We start from the raw sequence: 13124 nt of genomic DNA, 5'->3' as shown, positions 1-13124 counted from the left end.
CGGCGAGACCGTCGAGCCTTCACCGACAGGAACGGGCTGTGTTCCTGTTTGCTGCGGCAATGATGGTCAGCACCGGGTGGTTCGACAAACAACATTTATCTGTCCGGAGGGCAAGTAGCGCTGTGCCCGCGTTTGCCCTAGGTTGGAAATGGTGCAGGCGTGGCAACGAATGTCCCGCTGCTGGTGCACCACCACCCCGCTGGGACCACGGAAGCAGCGGATTGCCCTGTGCGTGTTCCAGGTTGGAGCGCGGACACCTGCTCATCCAGCGTTGTCCCGCATCGACAAACCCGTCGTCGATGGCAAGCCCCACTTGTCCTATCGCTAGGAATTAATTGTTTGTCAGCGTCCGCCGCGCTGAAGAAGATTCGTCGCAGCTTCCGTGAAGACGGTTCAGCGCAATACATCACGGCACCCATCCCAGACAAGGAACATCAGCAATGGGCAATCAACGAGTCAGAGCCGGTGTCGACATCGGCGGAACCTTCACCGACGTAGCACTCGAGTTCGACGGGCGCATCCATACGGCCAAGATCCTCACGGACTACCAAAAGCCGGAGCGCGCCATCGTGCGCGGCCTGCAGGCGGCGGCCGAGGAGGCGCGCATCTCGGTGAAGGAGATCGGCACCGTCATCCACGGGACGACGCTGGCCACGAATTCCCTGATCGAGCGAAGAGGGGCCAGGACTGCCTTCATTACCTCGGAGGGCTTTCGCGATGTCATCGAGATGCGTACAGAAGGACGCTTCGAGCAATACGACCTCGGGATCACGCTGCCGACGCCGCTGATCGCACGCGACAGCCGGCTGACGGTCGGCGGACGACTGAACGCGCAGGGCGACGAGCTGGTGCCCCTGGACATCGCCGGCGTGCACCGCGCGATCGAACTGCTGCGCCACGGCGGCTACGAGAGCGTCGCCATCGGCCTGATGCACAGCTACCGCAACGGCAGGCACGAGCGCGAAGTCCGCGACCTCATCGCCCGAGCGCTTCCGGACATCTCCATCTCCATTTCCTGCGAAGTCTCCCCGCAGATTCGCGAGTTCGAGCGCTTCAACACCGTCTGCGCAAATGCATACGTGAAGCCCCTCATCTCGTCCTACCTGAATCGCCTGACGGGTGCGTTGGAGGCCGAGGGCATCGTCTGTCCGCTCTACCTCATCCATTCCGGCGGCGGCCTGATGTCGCTGGCGAGCGCGGCCCGGTTCCCGGTCCGCCTGCTGGAGTCGGGCCCTGCCGGCGGTGCGATCTTCGCGAGCGACATCGCGGCGCGGTTCGGGTTGCCCGAGGTGGTGTCCTTCGACATGGGCGGCACGACAGCCAAGATCTGCCTCATCGAAGACCAGGCGCCCAAGACCAGCCGCGTCTTCGAAGTCGCGCGCACCTATCGCTTCAAGAAGGGCAGTGGCATGCCCATCTCGATCCCCGTGATCGAGATGATCGAGATCGGAGCGGGCGGCGGCTCCATCGCCCACGTGGACGACATGAAGCAGGTCCGCGTGGGACCGGAAAGTGCAAGCTCGGAACCAGGCCCGGCCTGCTACGGGCGCGGGGGCAAGCGACCCACGGTGACCGACGCCGACCTCGCGCTGGGCAAGCTGGACCCGAACAACTTCGCCGGCGGCAGTATCCAACTCGACACCGCAGCGACGCGGTCGGCTATGAATGAACATGTGGCGACGCCGCTCGCTGCGAGCGTCTTGGCCGCGGCCCACGCGATCGCGGAGGTCGTCGACGAGAACATGGCGAACGCCGCACGCATGCACGCTGTCGAGAACGGGCGCGACCTCGAGCGCTACACCATGATCGCCTATGGCGGTGCAGCGCCCCTGCATGCCGTGCGCCTGTGCGAGAAGCTGGGCATCAAGCGCTTGCTCGTTCCATCCGGCGCCGGCGTCGGTTCGGCCATCGGCTTCCTGCGGGCGCCGTTCTCCTACGAGTCGCTCCGAAGCGCCGTGATGAGTCTGGCCGACTTTGACGCGAGCCTCGTCAACCAGCTGCTAGACGACATGGAGACGGAGGTGTCTGGCTTTCTGCGCGACGCAGGCCACCAGGGCGAAGCCCGCAGGGAACTGAAAGCGTATATGCGCTACGCGGGCCAGGGATGGGAAATTCCCATCGCCGTCGAAGTCGGTCGATTCGAGCCTGGCAGCATCGCCCGGCTGCGGGAGAGCTTCGTCAAGTCCTACACAGCCCTGTTCGGCCACGCGGTCGAGGGACTGGACCTCGAGATCGTGAGCTGGTCGCTGTCGCTTCGGACAGAGGTGACTTCGCCTCAGCCCGTGCAAGCCATCGACGGGGATCGCTGCGGCAACGGCGCGCCGCCTGTGGCGGCCGCCCATCGCGAGGTTTTCGATGCCAAGACCGGCAAGCCGCTTCGCTGCGCCATCTTCACACGGGACAAGCTGTCGCCAGGCATCGGCGTCGATGGGCCGCTCATCGTCGTGGAGCGCGAGACATCCACCTACGTCAGCCCTGCATACAGGGTCATCCGCCAACAAGACGAGACCCTGCTGGTCGAGCGTCGCAACTAAGGAATGAATATGGACAACCCAATCGCCGTGCACCACCAGATCATGTGGAATCGGCTCATCTCGGTCGTCGAGGAACAGGCGGTGACCTTGATGCGCACCGCGTTCTGCACGAGTGTTCGCGAGGCTGGCGACCTCTCCGCCGGTGTCTTCGACGCACAGGGACGCATGGTCGCGCAGGCCGTGACGGGCACGCCGGGCCACGTGAACTCGATGGCCGAGTCCGTGGGGCACTTCACCCGGCCGTTCGACTCCCGCACGCTGACGCCAGGCGACGTGCTGGTCACCAACGACCCCTGGATGGGCACCGGTCACCTGCACGACATCACCGTCGTCACGCCGGTGTTCCGGGAGCGCAACGGAGTGCCGGTCCTGGTGGCCTACTTCGCCTCGACTGCACACGTCGTGGACATCGGTGGTCGCGGCTTCGGGCCGGATGCCGGCGACGTGTACGAGGAAGGCATCTGCATTCCGCCAATGAAGCTGTACAAGGCTGGGATGCTGAACGAGGACCTCGTCGGCATCCTGCGGTGGAACGTCAGGGAGCAGGACCAGGTGGTCGGCGACTTCCAGTCGCTGGCAGCCTGCAACGAGACCGGCCGTCGCCGCCTGAACGCCATGCTGGACGAATTCGGGCTCGATGGCCTGGAAGAACTGGCTGGCTTCATCTTCGCCCACAGCGAGCGCGCGACGCGCCAGCGCATCGCGGCCTTGCCCGGCGACGTTCACCGCTACGCGATGACGGTCGACGGCTACGAGCAGCCGGTCGAACTCTGCGTCGCCATCCACGCACGAGACGGGACGCTGCACTCCGACTTCGACGGAACCTCCGGTCTCAGCCGCTTCGGCATCAACGTGCCGCTCACCTACACCAAGGCCTACACCTGCTATGCCCTGAAGTGCGCCATCGCGCCCGAAGTGCCCAACAACTGGGCGTCGCTGCGGCCCTTCGCGGTCTCGGCGCCGGACAACTGCATCCTCAACGCGCCGCGCCCCTGCCCGGTTTCGGTTCGCCATGTCATCGGCCACCTGATTCCCGACGTCGTCTTCGGTGCCCTGCGCGGCCTGTGCCCCGCGGTCGTCCCGGCGGAGGGTGCAAGCGCGCTGTGGAACCTTCAGCTTCGGTTCAAGGGTGTGGAGCCGGAGACGACAGGCATTCAGCGCGATGTCCTGATGTTCAACACCGGGGGTACCGGCGCGCGGCCGTACAGCGACGGGCTCAGCGCGACCGCGTTTCCCAGCGGCGTGCATGCCATGTCGGTGGAGGTCACCGAGAGCGTCGGCCCGATCGTGATCTGGCGCAAGGAGCTGCGGCCGGACTCCGCGGGTGCGGGGCGGTGGCGCGGCGGGCTGGGCCAGCACATTGAACTCAGCGCATCGAAGGGCTACGAGTTCACGCTCAGCGCCATGTTCGACCGCGTCCGCTTTCCGGCGCGCGGCCACAACGGCGGCGAAGCCGGCGCGTCCGGCAGCATTGCGCTCGACGATGGAACCGTGCTGAAGGCCAAGGGCAAGCAGACCGTTCCGCAAGGCCGCCGCCTGATCCTGCAGTTGCCCGGCGGCGGTGGCAACGGACGCGCCAGTGAGCGGACGAAGGACGAGGTGAGGCGCGACGTCTCCCTCGGCTATGTCTCGCTCGAGCAGGCCGCGCGCGACTACCGCCACGTCTTCGAAGACAACTGAGGGCTGAACGGCGGCGCCTCGTGCCGCCGCTCTCTATGCGCCTGCGCCGCTGGTCCGTGGCGTGAGGCGAGACTCGTAGCCGATCACGTCGGGCTGGCAGACATATTCGCGCAGCCACTCGATGAAGAGCTTCAGGACCGGCGCGATCGGCTTGTCGTTCTTGTAGCAGAGGTAGAACTTCGGGCTCTTCTCCACTGGCAGCTGCCGGAGCAGGTCCACGCCGAACGGCGCCACCAACTCGCCCTTCTCGATGTACTTGAGCGCGTCGACGTAGGAAATGAAGCCGATCCCCAGGCCGGCCAGGGTCGCTTCAAGCATCGCGTCGTGCGTGTGCAGCTTGAGCGCCGAGCGCTTCTGCCCGTCCGACTTCAGCCCGAGAAGCTCGAGCGTGTCCGGCCACAGCGAGTTCTTGGCCAGAGGCAGCACGAGATTCTGTTGCAGCAGGTCTTCCTTGCTCGCCAGAGGTTGCTTGGCCAGCAGAGCGGGCGCGACCGCCAAGACCTTCAAGTCCTCGATCAGGGGAATCTCGGTGAGGCCCGACTCTCCGCCGTATCCCCAATGGATTGCTGCGTCGATGCCCTGATGGTCCAGGTCGATCAGCTCGACTCCTACCGACATGCGGAAATCCAGTTCGGGAAAATCCGCCGTGAAGTTGCCGAGATTGCGGACCAGATAGTGCGTCGAGAAGTACGGGCTGACGTGCAGGTACAGGCTGATGCGGGCGGGCGCCCCGGTGACCGCGCCAACGCCCGCCGCGAACTCGTCGAGACCGGCCTTGACGTTCAGGTAGAAGCGTTGTGCCGCATCAGTGGGCGCCAGGCTCCTGATCGTGCGCCGGAACAGTTGCTGGCCGAGCGACGTTTCCAGGATCTTCAGCTGCTGGCTCACTGCCTGGGGCGTCAGGCAAAGTTCGGACGCAGCCTTGCGGATCGAGCCATGGCGATAGATGGCCTCGAAGATGCGGAGCGTGTTGAGGGGTGGCAGTCTGTAATGCATGGGTCACCGAAACCGCGTAAGACATTGTCGCACTCGGCCGCACGCTCGATAACGCGGCGTTCCCCTGCTCACTTCCGTTTCCCGCCAACGGTCGCAGGCAAGGACAGCCAGGGCTTGTCCCCCGTCGAGCTATTTCTTGTTTGTCAGCCTTTGCCACCGCTCGCAGAATTTCAACCACAACGTTTGGGCATCGCCGGTGCCCTTGTCATCCTGTCGCAGACACCACAACACCAGACCATGATCTCCACCACGGACCCGCACATCAATCGAAAGCCGCGCAACATCTCGACCGCAGAATGGGAAACCCGCGTCCAGGTGGCTGCGGCCTATCGGCTGGCCGCCAAGTTCGGTCTGACCGACTTGATCTACACGCACATTTCCGCCCGTGTCCCGGGCACTCAGGACCAGTTCCTGATCAACCCTCATGGCTGGTTCTTCGACGAGATCACCGCCTCTTCGCTGGTAAGAATCGATGTGGACGGCCGCCCGATCGGCGACGACCGGTTCGAGGTCAACGCTGCAGGCTTCACCATCCACAGCGCGCTGCACACTGCACGGCACGACGTCGAATGCGTGGTGCACCTGCACACGACGGCCGGCATGGCCGTGGCGGCAATGAAATGCGGGCTTCTGCCGATCAACCAAATCAGCATGCAGTTCCACAACCGCGTCGCCTACCACGACTACGAGGGCATTTCTCTCGAGTTGGACGAACGCGAGCGCATCGTCAAATCCATCGGCAACAAGGACTATCTGATCCTGCGCAACCACGGATTGCTCACCACCGGACGGTCTGTGGCGGAGGCCTTCACGAGGATGTTCTACCTGAACCGAGCCTGCGAGATCCAACTCGCCACCCTCTCGGCTGGCCAGGAACTCGTGATCCCGTCGGCCGAGGTGTGCGAACACGCGGCCAAGCAGCATGACGACTACGCATACCTCGATACGGTGCACCTCGACCGTGAGTGGACCGCGCTGCTGCGTCTGCTTGACCGCGATGGCAACGGCTATCGAAGCTGAGACGCTGGCAGACTGAAAACGGCGGCCCGAGAGCCGTAGCCTAGAACGCGCTTTTTACACAGCCGCCGTCGACGCGAAGCGCCGCCCCTGTCGTCCCCGATGAAAGCGGGCTGGCAATGTAGGCCACCATGGAGGCAATCTCCGCCGGAGCTTCGAACCTCTTGATGAGGGATGTCGGTCGAACCTTCTCGAAGAACTCCCTCTCGTGGGCATCGAAGGACTTGCCATCGGCCTTCGCGAGCGCCTCGACGAAATCGCCCACACCCCGCGACTTGGTCGGACCCGGCAGGATGCTGTTGACGGTGATTCCAGAGCCTGCGACGGCCTCGGCCAAACCGCGAGAGACGGCCAGCTGCGCGGTCTTCGTCATGCCGTAGTGAATCATCTCCGAAGGAATCTGGACCGCGCTCTCGCTCGAGATGAAGATGATGCGCCCCCAGTTGGCGCGCCTCATCGCGGGCAATACCAGACGCGCCAGGCGGACGCCGCTCAGGACATTCACATCGAAAAAGCGTGTCCAGTCCTCATCCGGAATTCTTCGAACGGCTTGGGTTCGAAGATGCCGAGGTTGTTGCCAGAATCTCGATGCCAGGGTACTTCGTCACCAAGGCTTGCGCGGCAGCGGCCATGCTCAGGTCGCCGGCGAAGCCAATGACCTCGCCGCCTTCCGCCACCTTGATTTGAGCGACCGCAGCGTCGACGGAGCTCTGCGAACGCCCGTTGACGATGACGCGTGCACCCTCCGCCGCCAGGGCCTGCGCGATGGCAAAGCCGATACCTGCCGTGCTGCCGGTCACCAGCGCCAGCCTGCCTGTGAGTAGGAGATTCATTGCGCGTGCCTTTCAAAGAAAAAGACGGGCTCAGCCAGACGGCGAAGTGCGGCGGTGACTGGCCTTCGAGGCTCAGCGTAGGTGAATTCGAGGCCGCCGTCGAGCGCCCGCTCCTGGCCCGATTGTTGCCTGCTGCCATGCGTGATTGCTCACGCGGTCGAAGCTTTGATGTCTTCAGGCGGCCGTGTACGCCGTCTTCACCACGGTGAAGAACTCCTGCGCATAGCGGCCCTGCTCGCGCGGCCCGTAGCTCGACCCCTTGCGGCCGCCGAAGGGCACGTGGTAGTCCACGCCGGCCGTGGGCAGGTTCACCATCACCATGCCGGCCTGGCTGTGGCGCTTGAAGTGCGTCGCGTACTTCAGGCTCGTGGTCGCGATGCCGGCCGAGAGGCCGAACTCGGTGTCGTTCGCGGTCGCCAGCGCTTCCTCGTAGTTCTTGACCTTGATGACGCTGGCCACCGGGCCGAAGATCTCTTCCTTGTTGATGCGCATGGCGGCCACCGATTCGCTGAACAGCGCCGGCGACATGTAGAAGCCGTCGGTATCGAGCTTGAGCCGCTCGCCGCCCGCGGCCAGGGTCGCGCCTTCCTTCTTGCCGATCTCGACGTATTCCAGGTCCTGCTGCAGCTGGCTGCCGCTGGAGACCGGGCCGATGTCGGTGCCCTGCGCGAGCGCATCGCCGACCTTGATCCTGGCCATGCGCGCCTTCATCGCCTCGATGAACTTCGGGTAGATGCCTTCGGTCACGATCAGCCGGCTCGATGCGGTGCAGCGCTGGCCGGTCGAGTAGAAGGCGCTCTGCACGCTGAGCTCCACCGCCTGGTTCAGGTCCGCATCGTCGAGCACCACCTGCGGGTTCTTGCCGCCCATCTCGAGCTGCACCTTCTTGCCAAGGGTCGCGCACTGCACCGCGATGTCGCGGCCCACGCCGACCGAGCCGGTGAAGCTGATCGCATGGATGCCCGGGTGCTTGACCAGCGCATTGCCGATCACGCTGCCGCGGCCCATCACGAGATTGAAGACGCCGGCCGGAATGCCCGAGCGGCTGATGATCTCGGCCAGCGCCCAGGCGCAGCCCGGCACGAGGTCGGCGGGCTTGAGCACCACGCAGTTGCCGAAGGCGAGCGCGGGGGCCACCTTCCAGGCGGGGATCGCAATGGGGAAGTTCCACGGCGTGATCAGGCCCACGACGCCGACCGGCTCGCGCGTGATCTCGATGCCGATGCCGGGGCGCACCGACGGAATCACCTCGCCCGCAAGGCGCAGGCATTCGCCGGCGAAGAACTTGAAGATCTGGCCGGCGCGCGTGGCCTCGCCGATGCCTTCGGCCTTGGTCTTGCCCTCTTCGCGCGCGAGCAGCGTGCCGAGCTCTTCCTTGCGCGCGAGGATCTCGTTGCCGATCTTGTCCAGCGCTTCCGAGCGCGCCTGCACGCTGCCGGTGGACCAGGCCGGGAACGCGGCCGTCGCGGCCGCCACCGCGGCATCGACCTGGCCGGCATCGCCCTGGGCGTACTCGCCCAGCACGTCCATCAAGTTCGACGGATTCACGTTCGGGCTGTACGAGAGGCCTTTGAGCCACTCGCCGCCGATGAAATTCTCATGCTGCTGCATTGCGGGTTCCTTGAAGATGAAGAAGGGAAATGCGCGAGCGGAAACTCCCGGATGAGGAGCTCGTTGGCGCTGAGGCTGCTGCGACTTACCGGTCGATGATTCGTCTCGCAAACACCTCGAGGTAGTCGAGGAGGCGGTTGGCTCCGGCGGCTGCTGCAGATTCGTTGCCCGTGGCGATGCCTTCCGCCAATTCCATATGGGCTTTGGCGCCGGCGGTGATATCACCTTCGTGCTGATAGGCGTACCAGAACCTTCGGCATTGCACGATGAGGGGAACCACCGCTTTCACGGCCGACTTGTTAAGGCACGCCACATGGTTGACCAAGTCGAGCTCGTGATCTGCGCGCATGTACTCATTGAGGTTGCCGCGATCCGCCGCCTTCAACATGCGCTCGGCGCACCGAACGATCTCCTTCCGCTGCGCAACCGACGCACGCCGCGCGGAGCAAGTCGCGATGAGATCCTCCAAGACCCGCCTGGTCTGGATCACGTCGAGATGCTCCGCGAGATCGATACTTGACACCAGGAGGCCGCGCCGCGGCTGCTGGGTGATCAACCCGATCGAAATCATCCGCAGCAGCGCTTCACGCACAGGGGTTCTCCCGAGACCTGTCAGTTCGACCAGATCGTTCTCCACGACTGGACTGCCGGGCTCGATCTGCATGGTGGAGATCAACGACTCGATCGCGTCGTAGGCGAGGTCGGCGGCACGGCGCTTGGGCAACGCGACTTTTGCGGCGGCGGTTGGATGGCTGGGCATAGGCGAACTGATGAAATGGACGCCCGCACGTCCGAGGAAAGGTTTGTATGTCTCGAAACGGCGCGGACTTCAAATATATCCCGTCACCTAAATATATTGTGGGGATATTACTACCATTTTTATCGAAGGCCAAGCTAGAATCCCTACACCCCTTGAGCATGCGCGCTTGCTGGGACCGACGCCGCGAGCTTGGGGAGGCGTCCCTGGCACCTTGCGGTCTGTCTCGTTGGCGCGGTGATTCTTGTGGCGATAGGACTGCTCATGCTGCGGGGCTGGGTGCAGCGCAACTTGGAAACTGGATCCGATATGAAGATCAACAGGATTGACGTCTACAACTTCGATCTGACCTATGTGCATGGCGTCTACACGATGTCAGGCGGCCGCGACATCACTTCGCTTCAATCGACCTTGGTGTGCGTCACGGCCGACAACGGGCGCCAGGGGTGGGGCGAGGTCTGCCCGCTGGGTTCTACGTACCTGCCAGCCCATGCAGGCGGCGCACGTGCAGCACTCGAGCTTCTTGCGCCTGCTCTTATCGGGGTGGACCCGACCGACCTCGCGAGGGTCAACGACACCATGGACGCAACGCTCATGGGTTACGCCTACGCCAAGAGCCCGATCGATGTGGCTTGCTGGGACCTGGCCGGCAAGTCGTGGGGCGTGAGTGTCGCCACGATGCTCGGAGGCGTGCGTCAGACCAGGTTCCCGCTCTACTTCGCCGTGCCGCTGGGCAGCCCGGAAGAAATGACAGAGTATGTCCTGGCCCGTCGCAACGAGGGCATCCATCGCTTCCAGCTCAAGGTCGGTGGCGATCCGACGCTCGACGGCATTCGTGCGAAGCACATCATCGAAGCGACCGGCCCCGAAGATCTGATCGTCGCCGATGCCAACTGCGGTTGGCGCCTGAACGACGCCATCATTGCGGCCCGGGCCATGGAAGGGCTTCCGCGGTTGTACCTTGAACAGCCTTGCCCGACCATGGAGGAATGCATTGAAGTACGCAAGCACACCTCTCTACCAATGATGTACGACGAGGTGGTCAATGACGTGCCTACCCTTCTGCGTGCGGTTCGCGACGGTGGTGCAGGCGGCATGAATCTGAAGGTCTCCAAGGTAGGCGGACTGACCAAGGCCAAGTTGCTGCGGGACCTTTGTCAGGAACTGGGACTCCAGGTCACGATTGAAGACACGTGGGGCGGCGATGTCGTGTCCGCGGCCTCGGCACACCTGGCGGCGTCGACACGAGAGCGCAATCTGTTGACCGTTTCGTTCATGAACGACTGGACCAACGAGCACGTGGCGGGATATCAACCTCGCAGCAAAGACGGCTTTGGCAGTGCGCCGACGGGTCCCGGCCTCGGCATCGACGTGGATCTGGCGACGCTCGGCAAACCCCTCATGAGTTTCGGCAACTAAGCGCCGGAAATTGACGCCCGGGTCTGTTGCGCCGCCGGCGTCGAGGACCGCGGCAGCGCGAAGGTCATAGAACTGCCGGCGCTGGCCCAGAGAGCGCCGTCCTACCTCTGTCGCGAGAAGTCGCTGTGGTCGTCTGCGCAGCAGAGCGTGGCGGACCGTTCGACGGTTTGCGCCCAAATCTATCCAACCTCATCGATGTCCGCTCACCGCTCGGGACTGACCGTCGCCCACATTGCCGCCCTACTCTTTGGCCTCACTGGAGTTTTGGGAGCGCTGATCCGTGGCGACGCCGCTGTGGTCACCCTTGGCCGCGCGTGCTTCGCGTGCGCGGCGCTGGCAACGTTCGCGTTGGTGCACAAGCTTCCGCTGGTGCGCACCTTGACTCTCCACAAGCTGCGAATCCTCTTTGCCACCGGGGCGCTTCTGGCTATTCATTGGGTCACGTTCTTTGTTGCCGTCAAGGTGGGTGGCGTTGCAGTTGCCACGCTTGGATTCGCAAGCTTCCCAGCATTCATTGCCATGCTGGACATGCTTTTGTTTCGCGAGAAGATCTGTCCGAGCGAGGGTCTCTTGCTCACTTTAGTCACTATGGGTCTGGTCCTCGTAACGCCCTCGTTCGACTTCGGTGACCAAGGCACGGTCGGATTGATGCTCGGGCTGGGATCCGGCCTGTCCTTCGCGATCCTTGCCATGTGCAATCGCAGGGGAGTTCGCGGCATGAATCCAGTCCAGATCGCGTTCTGGCAGAACGCCGTGGTTAGCCTCTTGGTAGCGCCAATCGCAGCAAGTGGCCTTGGTCGACTCGGGCCAATGGATTGGTTCTTCCTAGCACTGCTGGGCATTTTCTGTACCGGCCTTTCGCAGTACTTGTTCGTGAAGAGTCTGGAGACCTTGAGCGCTCGCACTTCAGGGATGGTCCTGGCGCTAGAGCCGGTCTATGCCATCGCGTGCGCGTGGTGGTTGTTCGCAGAACGACCCTCGCTGAGAATGCTTGCCGGCGCCGCGCTCATCATCTCCGCGACGGCCATGTCCGCGCGCAAAGGGCCTCAGATCGCGACCTAGCTTTGCTACGGATGGTCTGCAGAACATGATCCGCTGCGGACGCAATTGACTGAACCAGACGATGACGATGCATCCGCTCTGCTCATTCGCGCAGGCTCAGCATCGTTTTGCTGCGCAGTGCCGTCGTATTGGCGGCCTTGCGAGCCCGAATCGGGCGTCGCAGATGCACTCATGCCTCGGCGCACCGTCTCTCGCACGACGCTGCTCAGGCCAGGAAGTGTTCTTCTGTCGTCACCAATGCTCCGTCTTGTTCGACAGCTAAGCAGCCGCGTGCGCCGGGCCGCTCAGCTTCGCGCGCCGCGTGATCGACGCCTGACTCACTCAGGCAGCGCGTTCAGCACATACACCGCCTCGATCAGCGGCGACGGCACCGCGCTGGGCGGGAAGGCCTGGCGGAACACATTGACGATCTCTCCGCTGCGGTAGATGTCGGACAGCGCGCGGTTCACCGCGAGGCGCATGTCCGGGTCGCGGCGCATCATCAGCGAATAGGTCTCCATCGAGAGGTAGTCGTCGCCGAGGCGCAGCGTGCTGCCGGCCGGGCCGCCGAGCACCTCGCCCACGAGGATCAGGCGGTCGGTCGCGTACGCATCGGCGCGGCCGTCGCGCACGGCGGCGATGCCGTCGGTGTGCGTCTGCACCGTGACGAAGACCGGCACGACGCCGCGCTCCGAGAGGCCCTTGAGCACCTTTTCGGTGGTGGACCCGGGAATCACGCCCACCCGCTTGCCGTTGAGCTCGGCCGCGCGCGCGATCGGCTTGGAGGACAGCGACACGTACGACGCGCCCTCGACCCAGATCGTGTTGCTGAAATCGACCTGCCGCTCGCGGCCCAGCGTGCGCGAGGTGCTGCCGCATTCGAGATCGACGGTCCCGTCCATCACCGCCGGCATGCGCGAGGCGACCGTCACCGGAACCCACTGCACGTCGAGCTTGGCGAGGTTGAGTTGCGACTTCAGCGAAGTCACGACGCGCTTGCACAGCTCCACCGAATAGCCGGCAGGTGCACCGTCAGGCCCCTTGAAGGCGAAAGGCTTCGCATCCTCGCGGAACCCCAGCCTGATGGTCTGCGTCTGGCTGATGCGCGCCAGCGTGTCCTTGGGCACCGCGCTGGGCGGATTGGCGCAGGCACCGAGCAGTGCAGAAACCAGCAGCAGGAGCGGCACAAGTCCCGGGAAGCGTGTGGTCATGCATTCATCCTTGGTGAAACGGCGG

The 13124-nt window shown here is 64.1% G+C and carries 9 protein-coding genes and 1 pseudogene; 5 read left to right on the top strand and 5 right to left on the bottom strand.

Translation table 11 applies throughout. The features are described from left to right. Nucleotides 1–440 precede the first annotated feature (440 nt). Nucleotides 441–2534: a hydantoinase/oxoprolinase family protein gene (locus tag VAR608DRAFT_RS09015; RefSeq protein WP_088953755.1), complete on the top strand. Its 2094-nt coding sequence runs from the start codon at nucleotides 441–443 to the stop codon at nucleotides 2532–2534. 9 nt (nucleotides 2535–2543) lie between these two features. After that, the gene (locus VAR608DRAFT_RS09010; RefSeq protein WP_231973374.1) at nucleotides 2544–4214 is read left to right on the top strand and encodes a hydantoinase B/oxoprolinase family protein; all 1671 of its coding nucleotides are present in this window, start codon (nucleotides 2544–2546) and stop codon (nucleotides 4212–4214) included. Between the two features lie 33 nt (nucleotides 4215–4247). On the opposite strand, the gene VAR608DRAFT_RS09005 is transcribed toward VAR608DRAFT_RS09010, so the two are convergent. Beyond that, nucleotides 4248–5210, bottom strand: coding sequence for a LysR substrate-binding domain-containing protein (locus VAR608DRAFT_RS09005; RefSeq protein ID WP_088953753.1), 963 nt, complete (start codon nucleotides 5208–5210; stop codon nucleotides 4248–4250). 237 nt (nucleotides 5211–5447) lie between these two features. Here VAR608DRAFT_RS09005 and VAR608DRAFT_RS09000 point away from each other — a divergent pair, with 237 nt between their 5' ends. Then, a complete protein-coding gene (locus tag VAR608DRAFT_RS09000) occupies nucleotides 5448–6230 on the top strand; it encodes a class II aldolase/adducin family protein (RefSeq protein WP_088958691.1) in 783 nt (260 codons plus the stop codon). A 40-nt stretch (nucleotides 6231–6270) separates the two neighbouring features. Here VAR608DRAFT_RS09000 and VAR608DRAFT_RS08995 read toward each other — a convergent pair. The 3 genes and pseudogenes from VAR608DRAFT_RS08995 to VAR608DRAFT_RS08985 all read right to left on the bottom strand — a co-directional run bounded on the left by VAR608DRAFT_RS08995 (nucleotide 6271) and on the right by VAR608DRAFT_RS08985 (nucleotide 9431). Beyond that, nucleotides 6271–7060: pseudogene (locus VAR608DRAFT_RS08995) on the bottom strand (SDR family NAD(P)-dependent oxidoreductase). Between the two features lie 174 nt (nucleotides 7061–7234). Next, a complete protein-coding gene (locus VAR608DRAFT_RS08990; RefSeq protein ID WP_088953752.1) occupies nucleotides 7235–8671 on the bottom strand; it encodes an aldehyde dehydrogenase family protein in 1437 nt (478 codons plus the stop codon). A gap of 85 nt (nucleotides 8672–8756) precedes the next feature. After that, nucleotides 8757–9431: a GntR family transcriptional regulator gene (locus VAR608DRAFT_RS08985; protein ID WP_088953751.1), complete on the bottom strand. Its 675-nt coding sequence runs from the start codon at nucleotides 9429–9431 to the stop codon at nucleotides 8757–8759. Between the two features lie 306 nt (nucleotides 9432–9737). Here VAR608DRAFT_RS08985 and VAR608DRAFT_RS08980 point away from each other — a divergent pair, with 306 nt between their 5' ends. Beyond that, nucleotides 9738–10847 (top strand): mandelate racemase/muconate lactonizing enzyme family protein, encoded by a 1110-nt coding sequence (locus VAR608DRAFT_RS08980; protein ID WP_088953750.1) that lies wholly within the window; start codon nucleotides 9738–9740, stop codon nucleotides 10845–10847. A 195-nt stretch (nucleotides 10848–11042) separates the two neighbouring features. Beyond that, nucleotides 11043–11909 (top strand): DMT family transporter, encoded by an 867-nt coding sequence (locus VAR608DRAFT_RS08975; protein ID WP_088953749.1) that lies wholly within the window; start codon nucleotides 11043–11045, stop codon nucleotides 11907–11909. A 317-nt stretch (nucleotides 11910–12226) separates the two neighbouring features. Here the strand turns inward: VAR608DRAFT_RS08975 and VAR608DRAFT_RS08970 are convergent, their stop codons facing one another. Next, nucleotides 12227–13099, bottom strand: coding sequence for an amino acid ABC transporter substrate-binding protein (locus VAR608DRAFT_RS08970; protein ID WP_157730748.1), 873 nt, complete (start codon nucleotides 13097–13099; stop codon nucleotides 12227–12229). Between the last annotated feature and the right edge of the window lie 25 nt (nucleotides 13100–13124).

Origin of the sequence: Variovorax sp. HW608 (assembly GCF_900090195.1) — a bacterium.
In the GTDB taxonomy this organism is placed as follows: domain Bacteria; phylum Pseudomonadota; class Gammaproteobacteria; order Burkholderiales; family Burkholderiaceae_C; genus Variovorax.
This window is presented reverse-complemented; position numbering and strand designations above follow the sequence as displayed.